This is a genomic window from Saccharibacillus endophyticus (assembly GCF_013185185.1).
GTDB classification, from domain to species: domain Bacteria; phylum Bacillota; class Bacilli; order Paenibacillales; family Paenibacillaceae; genus Saccharibacillus; species Saccharibacillus endophyticus.
In genome coordinates this window covers 492,194-511,090 of sequence record NZ_JAAZWE010000004.1, presented here as the reverse complement: position 1 = coordinate 511,090, position 18,897 = coordinate 492,194, and the positions used below count along the sequence as shown (strand labels likewise).

Sequence of the window (18,897 nt, the reverse complement as noted above, 5' to 3'; positions counted from 1 at the left end):
AGGATGAAATGACATATAGTACAATGTAGGAAACATAGTACGATGACCATCTCGAATCTGCGGATCAACGCGGCGAAGCCTTCCTAAAGCGTGAAGGCTTCGATTCGAGCATGAATTTACTTGATGAGCGTGGTCAAAGTAATCAAAAGTACGATGAGAGGAAAACGCTTATGCCGAAAGTGGAAGACGTGCATCAGGACAACGGGGCGGAATGGTACGAACAAGCCGAGACGGGAAAAGATTGTTATTTGCTTACACTGGCGACATACGGAAAATGCATCTACTGGGTGGACGGAGAACGAAATATTATGGAACGGGGCGACGTCCTGCTGATTCCGGCGCATACTCCCTACTACGGGAAAAGCGTGCCGACGCTGACGCATACGAAAACGGTCGTCGGATTCAGCGTATCGGCGGAGGATGCAGGAGCGCTACCCTTGCTTCGACATGATCGGCCTTATAAAAGGCGGCTGGGGCGCTACGAGTCGGTTCACGAACGAATTCGTATTTTGCGTGAACAATGGAATGATCGGCCGTCGTACTATGAGCTAATGGCGCAGTCGATCTTGACGGAGCTGCTGATCGATATCAGCCGGGAATTCGACCGCGGCTTGATCCAAAGCGAGAAGCAGCGGCACGTCGAACATATGAAGCGGCATGTGGAGCGGCATTACCGGGAAAAGATCACCAAAGAAGTGCTCGGCGAGGTCATCGACCGAACGCCGAACTATGCCGCTTCGCTGTTCAAGGAAGTGACCGGGCGCACGATCAGCGAATGCGTGCATCGGCAGCGGATGAAGCGCGCCGTCTACATGCTGGAAGAGTCCAGGCTGAACGCGGCGGAGATCGCGGAGTTTCTGGGTTATAAAGACGTCTCGTATTTTTACCGGATGTTCAAAAAGATCACGGGCGATTCGCCTTCGGCGCTGTTGAAGGATCGGCGGGATTAATCGGTATAGATCGAGGAATAGCGTGTCTGTTCGAGCTGGGCAGGTGGGTTGTCATTGCCGCGACCTGAAGCCGTTGGCCTTTTTGAAAGCCGAAAGACTATATCCGAAAGTAAACCTCATATCGAAATACGATCAGCGTGCGAGTCATTTGCCGGACATCTGCGCATCTGCGCCATATAACATTGAAATAAATACGAAAGTCCAGTTAATCCGAAAATATAAGAATGAGAAAAACAAATACCTGCATATGTCCAGTTATTTAGAGCGATACATCGCAATCAAGCGTAAACAGCCTGATTTAAATGGATATATGCTTTTATTTTTTCCGAATGAACAGAAAAGACGAAAATAAATGGAGATTTGCAGGCATTCATCTGCCTTCGGTACGAGGGGTTACGGCTCCGGCTGCTCGCGGTAAGCAGTCGGCGATACGCCGCAGACGCGTTTGAACATCTTGGAAAAGAGGAACGGATCGGGATAGCCGACGGATCTTGCGACGTCGCTGACGGAAAGCGACGGATTGCGCAGCAGCTCCCGCGCGCGGCGCATGCGGTATTGCAGCAGGAAGGTCTGAAGCGGAACGCCGTAGGCGTTCTTGAACAGGCTCGACAGGTAAGTCCGGTCGAGCCCTACGGCGCTGGCGATATCTTCAGCGCCGAGCTTGCGGCTGTAGCCGTTCTCGATCACGGCGGCCGCCTTGGACAAATGCGCCTCCCTCGCCGGGGGAGGCGTATTGGCGCGCGCCGATTGCTTCGGCGCGCCGGCGACCAGCGCAGCCAGCAGGCGGTAGACCTCCGCCTGCACCAGCAGGTCGCCGCCGGGCTGCTCGCGTGCCTCGAGCAGCCCGGCGTAAAAGCGCTCGAACGGCGACACGTCCGCCGCCGCGTATGCCGGTGAACCGGCCGTCAGCCCGGCCCGCTCCAATAGCGCGCGGACATGCAGTCCGCGCAGTCCCACCCAGGCGTATACCCACGGATCGTCGGCGTCCGCCTCGTAGTGAACGAGCGTATCGGGCACGATCAGGAAACCTTGCCCGGCCGAAAGCGGATATTCGCGTCCTTCGGAGCGAAAGATGCCTTTGCCGCTGTAGATATAATGAAGAATGAAAGCATCGCGCAGCGCGGGGCCCCAAGAGTGGGCAGGGGCGCATTCCTCGCGACCGTAGAAGAGCAGGGAAAGCTCGCTCTGCATGCGGGTTTCCTCGGAAGTGTGGGTGAATTGTTCGGCAGGCATGGCATAGGGCTCCTTTCATTTACCAAATTCGATTAGAATCGTTCCCGGGAGCTTGACGAAGCGTATACTTGGGAACAAACATCGTTCGATTGAAGCCGCTCCCGGGAAAGGATTGAAAGCCGGTTGGACCGTCCGGCTTTCGATCCTCGTTATTTGAAGTCGCTAATTGAGGTGACGATCTTTATTCTTACATTATAACAAAGAAACCTTCCATTACTCCATGTCTTCTTGTAAGCGTTACCGTTATAGTGAAGACATCGACGAACCACCAATAAGGAGGCGGAAGAAAATGAACAAAATCACGTTTATCGGCGCAGGAAGCACGGTTTTTGTGCGTAATGTATTGGGGGATATCATGCTGACGCCGGCGCTTCAAAATTTCGAATTGGCGCTTTACGACATTAATCCGCAGCGCCTGCAAGAATCCGAGACCTTGCTTCGTGCCATGAAAAACACAGCGAACAGCCAATGCGAAATCAAATCCTACACAGATCGCAAGCAGGCGCTTCAAGACGCGAAATACGTCATTAACGCGATCCAAGTCGGCGGCTACGATCCTTGTACGATTACCGACTTCGAAGTGCCGAAAAAATACGGACTCCGGCAAACGATTGCGGACACGCTCGGCATCGGGGGCATTTTCCGTAATCTTCGCACAATCCCGGTCATGCTGGACATCGCCGCCGATATGCGCGAAGTGTGTCCGGACGCCTGGTTCCTGAACTATACGAATCCTATGGCTGTGCTGACGACTGTCATGAACACGGCGGGCGGCATCAAAACCGTCGGATTGTGCCACAGCGTTCAGCACTGCATTCCGGGCTTGTTCGAGAATCTGGATATGGATACGACGAACGTGCGGGCGAAAATCGCGGGCATCAACCATATGGCCTGGCTGCTCGAAGTGACTCGCGACGGGGAAGATCTCTATCCCGAGATCAAACGCCGCGCGGCCGAAAAGCAGAAGGAAAAACATCACGACATGGTGCGCTACGAGCTGATGAACCGGTTCGGTTACTATGTCACGGAGTCGTCCGAGCATAACGCCGAATACCATCCGTATTTCATCAAAAAGAATTATCCCGAGCTGATCGAACGCTTCAATATTCCGCTCGACGAGTATCCGCGCCGCTGCATCAACCAGATCCGCGAATGGGGCGAGGTGCGCGACGGCTTGATGGAAAGCGAATCGTTGACGCATACGCGCAGTCTCGAATACGCTTCGCATATTCTGGAAGCGATGGAGACGGACAAACCGTTCAAGATCGCGGGCAACGTCATGAACAACGGCCTGATCACGAACCTGCCGCAGGACGCGTGCGTCGAAGTGCCTTGCCTGGTCGACGCTTCCGGCGTGAATCCGACCTATGTGGGCGCCCTGCCTCCGCAGCTTGCGGCGCTTAACCAGACCAACATCAACACGCAGCGCCTGACGATCGAAGCGGCTTTGACGGGGAAAAGAGAGCATGTCTACCACGCCGCGCTGCTCGACCCGCATACGGCCGCCGAGCTGTCGATCGACGATATCGTATCGCTCTGCGACGACCTGATCGAAGCCCACGGCGACTGGCTGCCGCAATTCGACGCCCGCCGCGAAACGGCATCCGCGATTCGATAAAAGACAGTATTCCCCTAACTGCTAATCTTGTTAGCCGAGCACGTTAAGCCATCTCTTTATCTCTTTATATGTTTATAGCTTTCGCCAAAAAGCAAAAAGCCTGCCACGGCTAGGTTTTCAACATGTCGAGAAAGTCCGACGCAGCTGGAAGCGAGAAGACGGAGAGAGAAATTCAGTGAAAGACGCCTTTGAACTCGGAAAACTTCCATTCAAATTTCATTCCATTTTTCCGAGTGAGACAGCGAATTGAACGAATTTCTCTCGCAGTCGTCTCGCTTCCCCCGCCGAAGTAACTTTCGAGTACAGCCTGAAAACCTGCCTAAGCGCAGGCTTTTTTGCCGTTTTTGACTGCTTTTCCGCAACGCTTTTGGTAAACTGGGGTCAAATCTAAAGTAGGCTTTTTCAAAATCAATCCGGAAACGAGGACTTCAACTTCATGAACATCGTAAAAAAAATGTCCCTGGCCCTGCTGGCGATCCTGCTGCTGTTACCGATCTTATCCGCTCCAGGCACCGGAACTGCCGAGGCAGCGGCATCCGCAAGCTCTTCATCCAAAACCAAAACGGTCATCGGCGTCTCGGTAGCGACACTCTGGAAAACGCCGGGAATCACGCGCAAGCTGGATGCTCCTTCTTTGACGGCGCCTGTCGATATGGTCGCCTGGACCGCCGCGATGAACACGACCGAAAAGCGCAGATGGTTAACGGGCAAGACCGAGACGCAAGCGTTGTACGGGCGCGAAGTCAAAATCGTACAAACCAAAGGAAGCTGGTCGCAGGTCGTCGTGACCGATCAATCCACGTCCAAAAGCCGTTACGGCTATCCGGGCTGGCTGCCGACCGTGCAATTGAAATCCGTGCCGGCCTCCGAGTGGTCGCGTACTTCCGGCAAGGAAGCGGTCGTGAGCGAAAAAACTTCAACCTTGTACAAGGCGGACGGGAAAAGTAAACTGCTGGACCTGAGTTTCGGTACGCGTCTTCCTGTAACGTCCGAGAAAGGCCAGTGGATTGAGGTACGCACGCCGCAGCACGGCATTGCGCGTCTGCGCGCCGAAGACGCGAAGATCGCCGTTGTCGGCAAAGCGGAAACGCAGCCGACCGGAGCTCAGCTGGTCGAGACGGGCAAAATGTTCCTCGGACTTCCTTATCTGTGGGCGGGAACGTCGGCTTACGGATTTGACTGCTCCGGCTTTACGGGAGCAATTTACGCGTATTACGGCATTTTGCTGCCGCGCGACGCTTCGGAGCAAGCATTAGCGGGTAAAGCCGTAACAAAGGCTGATTTGCAGCCGGGCGACTTGATGTTTTTCGCGCATAACAACGGGAAAGGCAAAGTGCATCATGTCGCGATGTATATCGGGGACGGGAAGATGATGCATTCGCCGAAGGCGGGCAAAACGGTGGAGATCATTCCGATTTCCGCAGCCGGATATGCCAATGAGTTCGCAGGAGCCAGACGTTATCTGAACGAGTAGTCGCTGTACGGCTTGGTTCGGCAAAAGATAAAATTTGAAAAAAAAAGAAACTCTTCTCCCGGTGCCTCGTAGTAGAAAGCATGAAAAGTCGCGATCATTCATTTGGGAAGCGCGCGGAACCGTCGGTCGACTCGACGCCCGCGCACGACTCTATTTTATATCGATAGGAGAGAATGCACATGAAATTGTCAAGGATTCTGCTGCTTGTCGGAGCCGTGTTCGAGCTGCTGCTCGCGATTCCGGTCTTGGGCGGAGCGTTCGTATTGGGAACGGGATATACGGCGCTCGGATTCATGTTCTTGTTCCATCTGGTTACGTTGGTGTTCGCGGCCCGCGAACGCGTCCCTTTTTACGGCCCGATCTTGGGTATGGTGACTTCGGCGTTGGCATGGATTCCGATCTTGGGTTGGGTCATGCACTTGGTGAGCGGTATCGTGTTGGTGATCAACGCTTTGAGCGGACAGCAGCGTGAAACTCGCGGCAACGAGCAGCGTCGTTTCTATTAAGAATGGATCGAGTAGGCCGAAAAGCCCCCGTCAGCCGATTAACGGCCGACGGGGGCTTTTTTGGAGTTCGTTTCATTGCGTTAAAAAGTTTTTCCGCATCCCGGCTTACGCGTTAAGCGGTTGTCCTTCGAACGCTTGAACATCGAGCGGAGCCGTCAGGTAGTCTTTGGCTTTTGCCACGAATGCTTGAAAATGCTCGCTGCTGTTATGCAGGCCGACCGCTTCTTGATCGCGCCATACTTCAACCATCGTATAGACGTTTTCTTTGGCTACCGATTTGTGCAGGTCGTAAGCGATATTGCCTTCCTCGGCTTGAGATGCGCTCACCAGCGGAGCCAGTTCGTTTACGAATTCGGCTTCTTTGGCCGGATTCACGTGGAAAGTTGCGTGGATAATAATCATGTCGTAATCCTCCTTGTCGAATTTCATCAATGCAGACTGCATCAATTAAAGTCGGGACGCGTCCCGGTTTGCGATAATCTTAGTGCCACTCTGTCGTACGAGCGACGTCCAGACGCGAGGAAGAGTGACCTTCTTTAGCGGCTTTGCCGATCGAGATCAGCATAACCGGAACGTGACGGGCCGGATCGAAGCCGAAAGCTTCGGTTACTTTTTCTTTGTCGTAGCCGCCGATCGGGTTCGTGTCATAACCGTGCGCGCGAGCGACCAGCATGAATTGCATCGAAACCAGGCCTGCGTCGATCAGGACGGAATCGCGTTTCATTTCGGTCGGCATGCCGCTGAGCAGCGGAATGTAAGCTGCCATTTGTTGATCTTTGACTTCTTGAGGCATATAGCCGAGCTCTACGCCTTTGCTGAAGATTTCGTCCGCGAATTCGACGAAGTTCAGGTCGCCGAATACGGCCAGTACAGCGGAAGACGTCTCGACTTGGTTGCCGTTGAACTTAGCGAGCGGAAGAAGTTTGGCTTTGGCTTCCGGGCTTTCGATGACGGCAAAACGCCAAGGCTGCATGTTCACGGAAGAAGGAGCCAGAGTAGCTTCTTCCAGCATTTGCGTCATTTCTTCGCGGCTGATTTTGACGGTAGGATCATAGTAACGAACGGAACGGCGGCTTTTCAGAACTTCCAGGAAATCTTGGGTTTTTTGTACACTGCTCATGGGTTGGCAGCTCCTTTTCAAATGGATTATATGGGGCTTTTCGAGCGAACCGGGCATGTGCGCAAGTTATTCGCTGCTCGCGCACATGTCATAATTGCGACGAATTTATCGATCCGCGCAATGAATTAAAGGGTCTCGGCGTTGCGATGCATGCGTTCCAGCATATTCGCCAGCGCTTTGCGTTCCTCGGCATCGAAGCCGTCGAACAGATTTTCGATCAAACGCGACTTTTCCTGCACGAATTCGTCGATATGCTCGCGTCCGCGTTCGGTAAGATGGACTAAAGTCACGCGGTTATCGTCAGGACAATTGCGCCGACTGACGAAATCTTTGGCTTCGAGCTGCTTCAGGTGGCGAGTAACGGCGGCACCGTCGATCCCGAGCGACTTTTGAAGAGCGGTTTGACCGACTTCTTCGGCGGCAAACAGCTCTTGCAGCAGCCGGAAGCGAGTCGCGCTAATCCCCGCACAGCCGGAAAAAGCCGTGCCGATTCGATTATTTAATAATTGAAGTCTCTCTACGATGGACGCTTCAGGCGTGACCGGACACATTCGCAGCCTCCCCTTTCTTGATAAAATGATTGATGGGTCAAACATTGATCTGTCAATCAATATAACGGGTCTGCTGAAGAAAAGCAAGTACCTAATTAAAAAATCTTGCGAAGCAAATGAAACCATGCCATTATTTGGGCGTATATCCGCTTAGACAACAGGCGACGATCATAACATCACGTTGTTTCTACATAACCACGCTTGAACGATACAACGTACAAAGCGTCCAGGCCTTCCGCAGATCAAGCAGTTCAAAATCGAGAGGAGTTCAAATCATGCAAAACCAAAATCAAAACCCGTACCACCCGCAAGGCGATCCCCATTCGCAAGACGTTCAGGAGAACAAGACGATCGCGGCATTAGCTTATATCCTGTTCTTCCTGCCTTTGCTGGCTGCCCGCAATTCGCGCTTTGCGATGTATCATGCGAATCAGGGACTTTTGCTGCTGCTGGCGATTATCGCGGGCAACATCGTGCTTAGCCTGATTCCGTTCATCGGTTGGATCGTCATGCCGTTCTTCAACATCGCGGTTATCGTCTACCTCGTTATCGGGATCATGAACGCGGTAAACGGCAAAGTTCAACCTCTGCCGTTCATGCCTAAAGTCGATATCCTGAAGTAATCCCGAATAGCTGGTATAGTAAAGGGAAAAGGCGTCCGCGGCGCATGAAGCGATAACGCGGCGGACGGATTCAGGAGGATCTTCATGAGCGACAATCAACAGGCGGAAACGACCGCCAAGCAGGTAGCCGAATGGATGGTCGGGGAAATTCGTTTCCGCGGCATCCTGAGGCAGGAAGAAGCGATCGCCCACGTTCGCGAACACTTCGGGGAAGCATTCATTTTCGTCAACGAGAACAAGAATGCTTCGTTGGAGAAAGAAGTGAAAAAGGAATTCCGCAAGCTGCATCGCGGGCAGATCGCCTGGGATCGGGACGGGTTTATGTGGGCGTGGATCGGGTGAGACACGAAGAAAGCCGCTGGGGATTCCCGGCGGCTTTTTGTTTTGTCTCGGAAAACGTCTGAACTGCGGTGAGGGTTACTTGGGAGGAGCGGGCGTCGGGGGAGTTCGCTGCGTTCGCGTGTTGCAAAGGCTCTCTCCGCGAACTCCCCCTCTGCCCATCGGCACGTTTAGCGGGGCGGGACGTTTTCCAAGACAAAGTGAAAAGTCGGCGGGAAAAGGCTGATTCTTCGTTGGGAGGCAGGAGGGGAGGGAATAAGGGATAAGGATAAATTGGCTTAGGGCAGTCTTCTTGGTGCTTAATGGATCGTAGTGACTTTTGATTTTTGGAGTTTGTACTTTCCAATTTTAAGAGATTAAGATCATAGGTAACAGAAAAAAAGGATTTTCGATGGCTCGAAAATCCTTTTTTCGGTTCGGCATTATTGGATCGAGAACACTTCTTTTTTCAGCAACTCTTCCGGCTTTTGCGCGATCGGGTCGCTGTGGAAATAATCGCGAATAACGCCGTCTTTGACGTAGTTGGCGATGGAGACCATGATCATGCCTTGGTCCAGGGCCAGGTAAGCTTTGGCGACTTCCTTGGTTTCCAGATTGACGGAATCGTACAGGCCGTATTTGCCGGACATGTTCAGCTTTTTCAGCGCTTTGATATTTTCGCGGACTTCTTTCGGCGCGTAATCCAAAGCCAGGAAGCTGGCGTGCGCGGTTACGGTCGAGCTGTTTTCGTAGCCCGAGATGCCGAGCGGCGTCGCGGCGAACTCGCTGTATCCGTCAACGGTCGCGGAAGGCGAGAAGCCCCAGGCCGGATAGCCTTTTTCTTTGGCGAACGCGATTTGCAGGTCGACGTGGCGTTGGTTGTTCAAGCCCAAGGCTTGCGTGCCCAGATCCTGTTCCTTGATCACGATGCCGGGCATCAGGCCTTCGAACATGCTGCCGCCCCAGCTTGGAACGAATTTCTGACCTTGATAGCTGTAGCTGCCTTCGAACACGTCCACGCCGTCATAATTGACGATTTTGCCTTCGGGGATTTGAGATTGCCAATCCCATTCCTGCGGCATCGTTCGGTACATTTTCCACCAATGATCCTGCGGAACGTCGCCTTTGCCGATCGCGATATAGCTGGCGACGCGCGGTTCGGTATAGAACGTTCCGTAATGATGTTCGGTCAGCTCGCCTTTGGCTGCGTCGTAACCGCCGCGGAATTGGCCGACTTCGGGATCGTACAGCGTCGTATAGTTCATGTCGTCCACGAGTTTGCTTGTCTGCGCGTTCAATTCCGGATAAGCTTGGCCGACCACGATCAGACCGGCGGACATCCATCCGTTGTCGACTTGGGAAATGAACTGTCCCCAGTCTTTTTTGACCGTGGCGTCTTCCGTGTTGTACCAGTTGTAGAACAGGCCGTTCCATTTATCCATCTTTTCCAGCGTGCCGAGCGTCGTTTGCAGGCGGGAGACGGCTTCTTTTTTCGTGATAAGCTTCATCTCCTCCGCGGAAACGGTGCTCATCATGTACATGGCGATATTGGTCGGCGAGGTGCGCTTGGCTTCCTCTGCGTCTTTGTCGTTTTTGCCTTTCATTCGGACTTCGTCGGACGTTAACCCGGTCTTTTCGTCGGTGAAATCTTTAAAATACTTGTACGTTTTCTTAGAGAGCGCTTTCAATTCAGAAGTGAAACCGGCAGGTTTGTTTGACGTCTGAGCGGAAGCGGCAGGCGCCAGCGACAAATGGGCGAGCAGGCAGAAAGCTAGAACAAAGCTGAACATCTTCACTTTTTTCATCACTTTTCTCCTTTCCAAATTGGAAATCGAAACGTTTCGTAGACGATCATACCATAAAAAGCCTCCCATTTGGAAATTAAACGTTTTTCATAGATTTGAGACGGGGACGAGTTCGTTAGCTTATGTTTCCGGAATGTCTTTTCGAAAGGCTTTAAGTCGCCAACAAAAAAACCGCCAAAAGGCGGTTAAAACTCCTCGGGAATTCTGTTCCGGGCCAGAAGCGCCCAGGCGGAGGGAAAAATTCAGATCAAGACGCCTTTGAACTCGGAAAGTGTCTGCCTTGAGTCCTGCATCCGGCTACTTGCCGAGTGAGGCAGCGTCTTGTAAAGCATTTCACTTCGGAAGCATATGCTGGCAATTTCTCCCGCAGCCGCTCCCCCAATGGTTGATCGCGGACAGTGCTTCGTTCATTTTACGTCGAATGATTTTCAGATATACAGTTCGCCCAGTACATGTTGAACATGATACGGTTTGTTGCTCAACTGTTCGGCGATAAAAGCTTCAGTATGATCCGGTTGTAGATCGTACATCACTTCGATTTCTTTGGCGAATAAGTGCTCCTTGCCGGAGAACCATTCAGTAAGCGCAGGCACCGGGGCCGAAACTGGCTTTTCCTTGAGTACGGATTCCAACCCTTTAACGTAAGTATCGAGTGGTTGCGCGCCTACAATCTTCACGCCCCGGTTCTCTTCGTTCATGATGATGATCGTCGGGAAGCCGCGCACGCCAAGACGGGACGCGAGGGCAAAGTCTTCTTCCAACAGGTCTTGAGCGGATTCGCTAGAGGCTTCTTCAACAATGGCATTGCCGTCCAGGCCGATCTCGTCAACAATACGGATCATGGCGCTATCTTCGGCAATGTTTTCGTTAAAGGCAAATAAGTGTTCCCGGGCTTTGCGTAGGAACCCTTGTTCTTTGCCCGGGTGCCGGCTTTGGATGACTTTGAACACGCGCGACGGAGGGAAGGACGATTGAAGCGGGTTATCCAACCAAACGCTTCCGTCGATCGGCATTCTGGAATGCTCGCCGACTTCTCTCCAGTGTCCGGCGACATCGGAAGGTTTTTGAATACCGTTGGCGCTATCTCCGAATCCGTGCCAGCTTGGCAGCAATCCGCCCATCACGACATTGAAGTTGAAATGCTGACCATATTGATGAACAAAGCGATTTAGCACGGGCTCTAAAGCCCAGCAATGCGAGCAGATCGGATCGGTCACGTAATACAGAGTCATTTTCGGAGTTTGCGGCGTGAAGTCGATCAGCCCCGTGTTCTCTTCTTCGTTTGCAGGTCCGCAGACCCCCGTGTTCAAGTCGCAAAACATATTGTTGCTCATTGTCAAAACTCCTCCCGTGATGGCTGGCATCCGCGTATATCAGTATTTTTTATTTGGAGTGTAAAATATATCAACTTTATTTACCTTACGTAGTACAATTATAAGACTTGGAATATAGAGTTCAATTACTGTCTTTTTTCGTACCAGGTATTCAAAAAGATACCGGTACGCCGCGAACAGGAGGTCCCGATGAAATACGAATTCGATATCAATAAACTTTGTCCGGCCACGTTTTCTTTTCAAGTCGTGGGCGGGAAATGGAATTTGCCTTTGTTGGCCGTGTTATCGGAACAGGATTCGATTCGGTACAACGAGTTGAAAAGGCAGCTGGGCGGCATCACGGCGACTACGCTGACCAATGCGCTCAAAGAATTGATCGCCTACGGCATCGTCCACCGCGAAGCTTATATGGAGACGCCGCTTCGGGTCGAATATTCGTTGACGGAGTCGGGCAAGGAGCTGGTTCCTTTGATCGAAGCGATCGTGAGCTGGGGCGGAAAGCATATGCCGGAATCCTGATTGTTCAAAATGAAAAGCCGAAAAGCAGCTTAATTGCAGCGTTTCGGCTTTTTGCATACTCGTAAATATGAACTTATTTTATCTTTACCGGACACCATTTGGTGTCTTATAATAAAAATGACACCAAATGGTGTCTTAAAGTATTCAACAATGACGAAGGGAGATGGAAGATGAGTTTTCTCGCCGATAATCTGATCCCAATATTCAAAAAACGAGAGTTGCTGTTCAAGGAAAGTTATCGGGAAGCGGAAGATGTACGCACCTTTGTTTTTGAAAAAGAAAACGATCTGAGTTGGAAGGCCGGGCAGTACGGCTTATTCACGATTACGCATAAAAAGATGAAAAAAGGGACGAAGCCGTTCAGTTTATCGTCGGCTCCGGCAGAGAATGTCGTACGCATCACAACCCGAATCCCAGAGCGTCCAAGCGATTTCAAACGGGCGCTGTCGGAACTGAAGACGGGGATGAAAGTCAGCATGAGCGGTCCGCTCGGCCCCTTTTACCTGAAAGAACAGGGTCCTGTTCTCTTCGTGGCAGGCGGGATCGGGATTACGCCGTTTCGCTCCATGCTTCAACAGCTGCAATTGACGGAGTCCCAGAGCGAGCGTCCCGTGAAGCTGTTGTATTTGGACGGCGCGCAATCGCATATCTATCGAAGCGAGTTGGACGGGTATGCGGCCGATTCCGCGGTTGACGTCCAGTATCTGAACTTGCGAGACGAGCTGCACGCGGAACTGGATCGGTACGCGACGCTGCATGCGGACGGACGATATTTTGTGGCCGGTCCGAAGTCGATGGTGGACGCCGTGACCGTTTATCTGCAAAATAAGAAGATACCGAAACGGAATATCGTAAAAGATGCCTTTTTCGGGTACTGATCGCCGTTGGGTCTAATTTTCGAAACGGCGATCCAAGACACGAATATTGGAGAGAGTACCGTGGATGAAAATAACCGCTTGCGAGATGTATTTGATGCGATAGCCGATCCGACCAGACGCAGGTTGATTCGCTTATTGGCCGAGTCTTCGGAATTGCCGCTGCATGAGTTAACGGCACAGTTTGAGATGGGACGCACCGCCGTGTCCAAACATTTGACCATTTTAAAAGAAGCCGGGCTGGTCGCGGATCGAAAAGTCGGCAGAGAGACGCGGTTCCGATTGAACGCGGCTCCGTTGAAACAAGTAGAGGATTGGGTAGGCTTTTACCGGAGTTACTGGAACGACAATATGGCGCGTTTGGGCCGACTACTGGAGGAGGAAGACGAATGAGCTTGGCGTTGGAGATGGATTTTCAGTATAAAACGACGTTGGAAAAGGCCTGGTCGGCATTAACCGATTCCAACAAATTGTCCGAATGGATTGCCGAAAACGACTTTAAGCCTGTAGTAGGGCATCGTTTTCAATTTCGCCACCAGCCTTCGGAGTATTGGGACGGCGTGGTTGACGGCGAAGTACTGATCGTGGAATCGCCGAACCGTTTATCGTACTCCTGGGCGACCGGGGATGAGCGGCATACGGTGACTTGGACACTGACGGACCAAGGCAACGGCACCGTGAACCTGCATCTCGATCAGACTGGATTTACGAACGTACATGGTCTGGAAGGGGCAAGATACGGCTGGAGCGGCTGGTTCGAGAAGTTTGAGCAGGTGTTGTAAGGCTCGCTAAAGCTGTCGAGGAAGTTGTTTCGGCGGCGGAAGCCAGAAGGCTCCGAGAAAAATTCCCAGCATAAGCTTCCGAAGTGCATTTCTTCGAAATGCTTTACAATTCGCTGTCTCATTTAGAAAACTGGAATGAAATTTTGCAGGGAGGTTTTCCGAGTTCAAAGGCGAATGGAACTGAATTTTTCTTTCCGCCCCCTGGCTTCTAGTTACGTTGGATTTTCTCGGAACATTGAGCGTTTGAACGGAAAAAGCTTCCGTTTGAACGCTTTTTTGCGTTCTGGCGGAAGCTTCGTAGGCTAAAGAATAATCAACTTGTCCGAAATCTCACATAAAACGCCGTACCTTCCTTGCCTGTCGACAAGTCGATCGAAGCGCCGTGTTTGTTCGCGATGCTGAAGCAGACGGCAAGGCCGAGGCCGGAGCCGTTTTCCTTCGTGGTATAGAAAGGCTTCCAGATCTGTTCGACGACGTCGGCAGGGATGCCGGGACCGTTGTCCTCGATGACCAGCACCGCGCGTCCGTCCTGCATATACGTCTTGAGCTGAATCCATCCGTTTTCCCCGGTGGCTTCGAGCGCGTTGCGGATGAAATTGAGGATCAGCTGCGTAATTTGCTTGTTATCCATCTCGATCGACTCGACATCGGTCAGATGCGTCGTGATGATCTTGCCCGTTACGGAAGCATCGGCTTCGATCAGCGGCAGGATTTTGCGGATCAGATCGTTCAGATTCTCGCGCTTGAGCTGCACCATATGGTCTTTGGCCAGCGACAGGAATTCCGTGATAATCTGATTGGCCCGGTCCAGCTCCTCGATCATGACTTGAAGATAGGCCGGTTCGAGCGTGTTTTTGCCTTGCATGAGCATGAGTTGAAGGAAACCGCGCACCGTCGTCATCGGATTGCGAACCTCGTGCCCGATGCCCGCCGCGACTTCGCCGACCAGATGCAGCTGGGACAGGCGCTGCAGCTCGTGCTCGTACTGCTTATGCTCCGTCAGGTCGCTAATCATCGTGAGCAGCAGCAATTCGCCGTTAAAGTCGAGTCGTACGGTGCGCAAAATGCAGACCCTCTCATCCCCGGCATGGTTGGTAAACGTCACCTCGCGGCTGATCCCCTCGGGAACCGTCGAGTGTTCGTCCGGCTCGGGAATCTGAAGCATCAGTTCGTTGCCGCGAATCAACTCGCCGTACTGCGTGTCCATCTGAAGACGCGTAATGCCGAGCAGCAGCAGAAAAGCATCGTTTGCTTCTATGATCTCACGGTCCTCAAGCGTCGTAATCAGCATCGGATGCGGGCTGGCAGCGAAGATGGCGGCAAACCGGTTTTCCGAAGAAGACAGGAAGCGATTCGTTTCCGCCAAAGCCGCGTTCTGCCGTTCCAACTCTTCGAATCGGCCGATTCGTTCAAACGCCCGTACCAGATGCGAAGCCATCAGATGCAGCACTTCAAGCTCCGTCGGGTCGAAAGCGTCGCCCGTGCGCGAACCGAACCCGATCGCGAACGGACGCGTTTCATCCACCACGACAATCGGGAAGCATACATAACGCCGCAATCCCATTTGTCGCAAAATGCGCCCATGGAAATCATTCGTCTCCTGCAAACGCTCGCAGATATACGGCTGCATCGACTTGATCGCGGCCCCGCAAATCGTCTGTCCTTGATCGAGAGAAAGCAGCGCCTCGGCTTCCTCCGCGGTCACGCCGCGATGATGGATCAATTGAAGCCGATACGGAAACCGCTCCTCCACCCAATAATTCAACAAAAGATCCAGGCTAAAATACTTGCTTACACAACCGAAAACATGCGTAAGAAGCTGCGAAGGCGTCTCGCTGGATAGTATTCCCGGCAGCAGTTCGGTCAGCACTTTATATTTTAGCTCCAGATCGGTCTCCGTGTTCAACGGAACTCACCTCGTTTATCAGACTTTCCACATATGGCAATTATAGCACCCGTTCAGAAGGAAAAGTAGAGATGAATAAGCAACGTTAATAAAAAATGTTCAAAAAAATGAAAAATAACTTATTAATGTAAAAGCGATTCTACATTATGCTTTGCTTTTCCGCGATAAAAGAAAGAGAAAACGTTCATCTTTCGAAAAGGTTTTGCTCGTAATCGAAGCATGAGGCGAAGGGAGAAATTCAGTGAAGGAGCGCTAGCGTTCGCCTTTGACTTCGGGAAGCCTCCTCATAAAATTCTAATCGTGCTTCCCGAAGTCAACACGCGACCGAAACGAATTTCTCCCGCAGCCCCTAGCTTCTATAACGAACGGGACCTTTTCGCCTTAATGAAAAGTTTTTGAAAAAGCATGAAAAAGATGTTGAATTATATGTCGAATGTGATATACTTCTCATCAGTACCGAATGACCGAAATGTTTTTCTGGTCAGTTTAAAGAAAGGAGCCTAACGTCGAAAATGTTTAAATCAGAGTGGAAAAGTATTTTGAAGCATCGGATGACCATGTTGACCGTGATCGCCATGCTATTGGTGCCGGGTCTGTACGGTCTGTTCTTCCTTTCGGCGTATTGGAATCCCTACGGTCATACCGACCGGTTGTCCGTGGCTGTCGTGAACGAAGACGCAGGCACGCAATATGAAGGCAAGCGGCTCGACGTCGGCAAAGATTTCGTCGAAGGGCTGAAGGATAACGACTCGTTCCAGTGGGTCACGACCGGCAAGCAGGAAGCTCTCGCCGGGCTGAATGACGAGAAGTACATCATGGTTATCGAGCTGCCGGAGAATTTTTCGGAAAATGCTTCGACCTTGCTGAACAACGATCCCAAAAAGATGAATATTCAGTATTACACCAACTCCGGCATGGGTTATTCTTCCGCGCAAATCGCCAAGTCGGCGATCAAGGAAGTCAATCAGGAGATCGCGGAGCAGGTGACGAAGGAGTACGCGACAACCGTATTCAAAAGCCTGACCGAATTGGTGGACGGATTGAAGGATGCGGACGACGGAGCCAAAAAGCTCGACGACGGCGCTGCCGATCTGGCGGACGGTTCGCAGAAGCTGGCCGATAACCTCAAAAAGTTGGCCGCGAACAGCGTCACCTTCCAAGAAGGCGTCAGCGATCTGAAAATGGGCGCGGGCACGCTCAGCACCGGGATCGCCAGTGCGACGACAGGCGCCGTGCAGTTGAATAACGGTCTGGGCACGCTGTCCGGCGGTGCTGCCCAATTGAATGACGGATTAGGCACATTGTCTACCGGAGCGCAGAAGCTGGATAACGGTCTCGGCACCTTGTCGACAGGAGCGCAAAAGCTCGATGACGGTCTGGGTACGCTTCAAACCGGAGCAGGCAGCTTGCAAACCGGAGCTGCGCAGCTCGATCAAGGCCTGACGCAGTTAAAAGACGGCGCAACAACCTTGACCGACGGTTCGCGGAAGCTTCAAAGCGGAGCCGAGCAGCTGAATCAAGGCTTGGGTCAATCCAGCGCCGGTCTTAACCAACTGCAAGAACAGCTTACTCCGTTCGCGGCTGGCATGGCGCAGCTCAACGAAGCGGTTCAAGGACTGGGCACGCAGGCTTCGGCGGCGGTAGACGGTCTGGGAGCGGCGCAGCAGCAGCTTCAGCAAAAAGCGGCTTCGATCAAAGAGCAGCAGGAAGCGATGGCCGCGTATATTCAAGGCAGTTCCACCATTCCGGATGCGGATAAGCAAAAGCTGCTGGCGATGATGGCTGCGGGAGCTTCGGCTTCCGGCAACGATTCGTCCGCAAGCGGCGATTCCTCCCAATTGCAGCAATCGCTCGGCCAATTGGATCAATTGACTTCGAGCGTGGCGCAGTTGAACGAAGGCGCGCAGCGGATTCAATCGGCGGTCGGTCAACTGGCTGCGGGCCAAGATCAACTGCTGCAAGGTTCATCCAGCCTGGTCGACGGACAAAAACAAGTGACGGACGGCCTCGGCACGTTGGCGACCAAGATCGGCGAAGCCGAAGCCGGTTCGAAAAAGTTGGCTGACGGCGCAGGCAGTCTGGTAAGCGGAGCCGATCAATTGAAGGCCGGATCGTCCAGCCTGGTAAGCGGAGCCGACCAATTGAAGGACGGTTCCTCCAGTTTGGTGAGCGGCGCAGGTCAACTGCAAGACGGCTCGCAAAGCCTCGTTTCCGGAGCGGACAAACTGCAAACCGGTTCGAGCAGCCTGGTGAGCGGACTCGGCCAATTGAAAGACGGCGGCAGCCAACTGGTTACCGGCATCGGCAAACTCGGCAGCGCGACAGGCGAGCTGAGAGACGGAGCCGATCAATTGGCGGACGGATCGGTTACGTTGAACAACGGCGTCGGCGATCTGAAAGACGGCACGAACGAACTGTACACCTCCCTGACCGACGGCGTGGAAAAAGCCGGCGACGTCAGCTCGGACGACAAAACGTACGATATGTTCGCGCAGCCGACGGAGCTTCGGCATTCCGACGTACATGACGTGACGGAATACGGCGAAGGCCTGGCGCCTTACATGATGTCGATCGCCCTGTTCGCGGGCGCGCTCATGTTCTCGTCGGTCTACCCGCTCAAAACGCCTCAGATCCGGCCTCGTTCCGGCTGGGCGTGGTTCTGGAGCAAGTTCAGCATCATCTTGTTCATGGCGATTCTGCAATCGGCGATCCTGGACGCGGTGCTGATCGGCTTCGTCGGACTTCAGGTGCAGAGCCTGTGGCACTTCTACGCCATCACGTTCACGCTCAGCCTGACGTTCCTGTCGCTGCTGTTCTTCCTGTTCGCGGCGCTCGGCAAGGTCGGCCAGTTTATCGCCTTCCTGATTCTGTTGATGCAGATCGGCGGCAGCGCGGGCACGTTCCCGAAAGTATTGACGCCGGACTTCTTCCAGGCGATCAATCCGTTCCTGCCTGCGACCTACGGCATTCGCGCGCTGCGCGAAGCGGTATCGCTGGGCAACGATTGGGGTTACTTCTGGGCGCAGCTCGGACATGTCGCGATCTTCGGCGTCGTGTTCATCCTGCTCGCGCTGGCGGTATTCTTGTTCAGCAGCAAAAAGATCAAAACGGGCATCGAAGAAGAGCAAGAAGGCATGGTGCCGAATCAGGCGCCTGCCAAGGCGTAAAGCCGTCGCGGGCGGCCGCGGCGCATATGACAATATGTTGAACAAAGCTTCCCGCGAGCGAGAACATCGCTTTGCCGGGAAGCTTTTTTGCATGAAAACGGATTACGATAGAAGCG

The 18,897-nt window shown here is 52.9% G+C and carries 18 protein-coding genes; 11 read left to right on the top strand and 7 right to left on the bottom strand.

From position 1 onward, the window contains the following. Positions 1-170: 170 nt before the first annotated feature. Positions 171-950, top strand: coding sequence for a helix-turn-helix domain-containing protein (locus HRQ63_RS16855; protein WP_172245858.1), 780 nt, complete (start codon positions 171-173; stop codon positions 948-950). A 393-nt stretch (positions 951-1,343) separates the two neighbouring features. Here HRQ63_RS16855 and HRQ63_RS16850 read toward each other — a convergent pair whose 3' ends face one another. After that, on the bottom strand, positions 1,344-2,183 hold the full coding sequence (locus HRQ63_RS16850; RefSeq protein WP_172245856.1) for an AraC family transcriptional regulator: 840 nt from the start codon (positions 2,181-2,183) through the stop codon (positions 1,344-1,346). Positions 2,184-2,472: 289 nt separating this feature from the next. Here HRQ63_RS16850 and melA point away from each other — a divergent pair, with 289 nt between their 5' ends. The 3 genes from melA (at position 2,473) to HRQ63_RS16835 (ending at position 5,781) form a co-directional block, all read left to right on the top strand. Continuing rightward, positions 2,473-3,801 (top strand): alpha-glucosidase/alpha-galactosidase, encoded by a 1,329-nt coding sequence (gene melA / locus HRQ63_RS16845; RefSeq protein ID WP_172245854.1) that lies wholly within the window; start codon positions 2,473-2,475, stop codon positions 3,799-3,801. A gap of 436 nt (positions 3,802-4,237) precedes the next feature. Beyond that, positions 4,238-5,275 carry a C40 family peptidase gene (locus HRQ63_RS16840; RefSeq protein WP_229714236.1) on the top strand — a complete coding sequence of 346 codons (1,038 nt, stop codon included), beginning with the start codon at positions 4,238-4,240 and terminating at the stop codon, positions 5,273-5,275. Between the two features lie 179 nt (positions 5,276-5,454). After that, on the top strand, positions 5,455-5,781 hold the full coding sequence (locus HRQ63_RS16835; protein ID WP_172245852.1) for a hypothetical protein: 327 nt from the start codon (positions 5,455-5,457) through the stop codon (positions 5,779-5,781). A 105-nt stretch (positions 5,782-5,886) separates the two neighbouring features. On the opposite strand, the gene HRQ63_RS16830 is transcribed toward HRQ63_RS16835, so the two are convergent. The 3 genes from HRQ63_RS16830 to HRQ63_RS16820 all read right to left on the bottom strand — a co-directional run bounded on the left by HRQ63_RS16830 (position 5,887) and on the right by HRQ63_RS16820 (position 7,452). Further along, complete coding sequence (locus HRQ63_RS16830; RefSeq protein WP_172245850.1) at positions 5,887-6,183, bottom strand: putative quinol monooxygenase; 297 nt, start codon at positions 6,181-6,183, stop codon at positions 5,887-5,889. Between the two features lie 79 nt (positions 6,184-6,262). Next, a complete protein-coding gene (locus HRQ63_RS16825) occupies positions 6,263-6,901 on the bottom strand; it encodes a nitroreductase family protein (RefSeq protein ID WP_172245848.1) in 639 nt (212 codons plus the stop codon). Between the two features lie 125 nt (positions 6,902-7,026). Continuing rightward, entirely contained in the window at positions 7,027-7,452 is a 426-nt protein-coding gene (locus tag HRQ63_RS16820) for a MarR family winged helix-turn-helix transcriptional regulator (RefSeq protein ID WP_172245846.1), read from the bottom strand. A gap of 275 nt (positions 7,453-7,727) precedes the next feature. Between HRQ63_RS16820 and HRQ63_RS16815 the strand changes: the two genes are divergently transcribed. Both HRQ63_RS16815 and HRQ63_RS16810 read left to right on the top strand, forming a co-directional pair. Beyond that, entirely contained in the window at positions 7,728-8,075 is a 348-nt protein-coding gene (locus tag HRQ63_RS16815; protein WP_172245844.1) for a DUF4870 domain-containing protein, read from the top strand. Between the two features lie 84 nt (positions 8,076-8,159). Continuing rightward, the gene (locus tag HRQ63_RS16810) at positions 8,160-8,417 is read left to right on the top strand and encodes a DUF6953 family protein (RefSeq protein ID WP_172245842.1); all 258 of its coding nucleotides are present in this window, start codon (positions 8,160-8,162) and stop codon (positions 8,415-8,417) included. Between the two features lie 419 nt (positions 8,418-8,836). Here the strand turns inward: HRQ63_RS16810 and HRQ63_RS16805 are convergent, their stop codons facing one another. Both HRQ63_RS16805 and HRQ63_RS16800 read right to left on the bottom strand, forming a co-directional pair. Beyond that, complete coding sequence (locus tag HRQ63_RS16805; protein WP_172245840.1) at positions 8,837-10,198, bottom strand: glucoamylase family protein; 1,362 nt, start codon at positions 10,196-10,198, stop codon at positions 8,837-8,839. Positions 10,199-10,626: 428 nt separating this feature from the next. Then, positions 10,627-11,532: a DsbA family oxidoreductase gene (locus HRQ63_RS16800; protein ID WP_172245838.1), complete on the bottom strand. Its 906-nt coding sequence runs from the start codon at positions 11,530-11,532 to the stop codon at positions 10,627-10,629. Between the two features lie 189 nt (positions 11,533-11,721). Between HRQ63_RS16800 and HRQ63_RS16795 the strand changes: the two genes are divergently transcribed. The 4 genes from HRQ63_RS16795 to HRQ63_RS16780 all read left to right on the top strand — a co-directional run bounded on the left by HRQ63_RS16795 (position 11,722) and on the right by HRQ63_RS16780 (position 13,708). Next, entirely contained in the window at positions 11,722-12,051 is a 330-nt protein-coding gene (locus HRQ63_RS16795; protein ID WP_172245836.1) for a winged helix-turn-helix transcriptional regulator, read from the top strand. Positions 12,052-12,221: 170 nt separating this feature from the next. Then, positions 12,222-12,929 carry an FAD-dependent oxidoreductase gene (locus HRQ63_RS16790; protein ID WP_172245834.1) on the top strand — a complete coding sequence of 236 codons (708 nt, stop codon included), beginning with the start codon at positions 12,222-12,224 and terminating at the stop codon, positions 12,927-12,929. Between the two features lie 60 nt (positions 12,930-12,989). Further along, the gene (locus HRQ63_RS16785) at positions 12,990-13,319 is read left to right on the top strand and encodes an ArsR/SmtB family transcription factor (protein ID WP_172245832.1); all 330 of its coding nucleotides are present in this window, start codon (positions 12,990-12,992) and stop codon (positions 13,317-13,319) included. Then, positions 13,316-13,708: an SRPBCC family protein gene (locus HRQ63_RS16780; RefSeq protein WP_172245830.1), complete on the top strand. Its 393-nt coding sequence runs from the start codon at positions 13,316-13,318 to the stop codon at positions 13,706-13,708. The genes HRQ63_RS16785 and HRQ63_RS16780 overlap by 4 nt, the downstream gene beginning before the upstream one ends. A 313-nt stretch (positions 13,709-14,021) precedes the next feature. Here HRQ63_RS16780 and HRQ63_RS16775 read toward each other — a convergent pair whose 3' ends face one another. Next, positions 14,022-15,614 (bottom strand): ATP-binding protein, encoded by a 1,593-nt coding sequence (locus HRQ63_RS16775; RefSeq protein ID WP_172245828.1) that lies wholly within the window; start codon positions 15,612-15,614, stop codon positions 14,022-14,024. A 512-nt stretch (positions 15,615-16,126) separates the two neighbouring features. Here HRQ63_RS16775 and HRQ63_RS16770 point away from each other — a divergent pair. Continuing rightward, entirely contained in the window at positions 16,127-18,781 is a 2,655-nt protein-coding gene (locus HRQ63_RS16770; RefSeq protein ID WP_172245826.1) for a YhgE/Pip domain-containing protein, read from the top strand. The last annotated feature ends 116 nt before the right edge of the window (positions 18,782-18,897 follow it).

Excerpts from the sequence above, each read along its gene's own strand:
- HRQ63_RS16855 (WP_172245858.1), top strand. The coding sequence starts at position 171 with ATGCCGAAAGTGGAAGACGTGCATCAGGACAACGGGGCGGAATGGTAC.
- HRQ63_RS16850 (WP_172245856.1), bottom strand. The coding sequence starts at position 2,183 with ATGCCTGCCGAACAATTCACCCACACTTCCGAGGAAACCCGCATGCAG.
- melA (WP_172245854.1), top strand. The coding sequence starts at position 2,473 with ATGAACAAAATCACGTTTATCGGCGCAGGAAGCACGGTTTTTGTGCGT.
- HRQ63_RS16840 (WP_229714236.1), top strand. The coding sequence starts at position 4,238 with ATGAACATCGTAAAAAAAATGTCCCTGGCCCTGCTGGCGATCCTGCTG.
- HRQ63_RS16835 (WP_172245852.1), top strand. The coding sequence starts at position 5,455 with ATGAAATTGTCAAGGATTCTGCTGCTTGTCGGAGCCGTGTTCGAGCTG.
- HRQ63_RS16830 (WP_172245850.1), bottom strand. The coding sequence starts at position 6,183 with ATGATTATTATCCACGCAACTTTCCACGTGAATCCGGCCAAAGAAGCC.
- HRQ63_RS16825 (WP_172245848.1), bottom strand. The coding sequence starts at position 6,901 with ATGAGCAGTGTACAAAAAACCCAAGATTTCCTGGAAGTTCTGAAAAGC.
- HRQ63_RS16820 (WP_172245846.1), bottom strand. The coding sequence starts at position 7,452 with ATGTGTCCGGTCACGCCTGAAGCGTCCATCGTAGAGAGACTTCAATTA.
- HRQ63_RS16815 (WP_172245844.1), top strand. The coding sequence starts at position 7,728 with ATGCAAAACCAAAATCAAAACCCGTACCACCCGCAAGGCGATCCCCAT.
- HRQ63_RS16810 (WP_172245842.1), top strand. The coding sequence starts at position 8,160 with ATGAGCGACAATCAACAGGCGGAAACGACCGCCAAGCAGGTAGCCGAA.
- HRQ63_RS16805 (WP_172245840.1), bottom strand. The coding sequence starts at position 10,198 with ATGAAAAAAGTGAAGATGTTCAGCTTTGTTCTAGCTTTCTGCCTGCTC.
- HRQ63_RS16800 (WP_172245838.1), bottom strand. The coding sequence starts at position 11,532 with ATGAGCAACAATATGTTTTGCGACTTGAACACGGGGGTCTGCGGACCT.
- HRQ63_RS16795 (WP_172245836.1), top strand. The coding sequence starts at position 11,722 with ATGAAATACGAATTCGATATCAATAAACTTTGTCCGGCCACGTTTTCT.
- HRQ63_RS16790 (WP_172245834.1), top strand. The coding sequence starts at position 12,222 with ATGAGTTTTCTCGCCGATAATCTGATCCCAATATTCAAAAAACGAGAG.
- HRQ63_RS16780 (WP_172245830.1), top strand. The coding sequence starts at position 13,316 with ATGAGCTTGGCGTTGGAGATGGATTTTCAGTATAAAACGACGTTGGAA.
- HRQ63_RS16770 (WP_172245826.1), top strand. The coding sequence starts at position 16,127 with ATGTTTAAATCAGAGTGGAAAAGTATTTTGAAGCATCGGATGACCATG.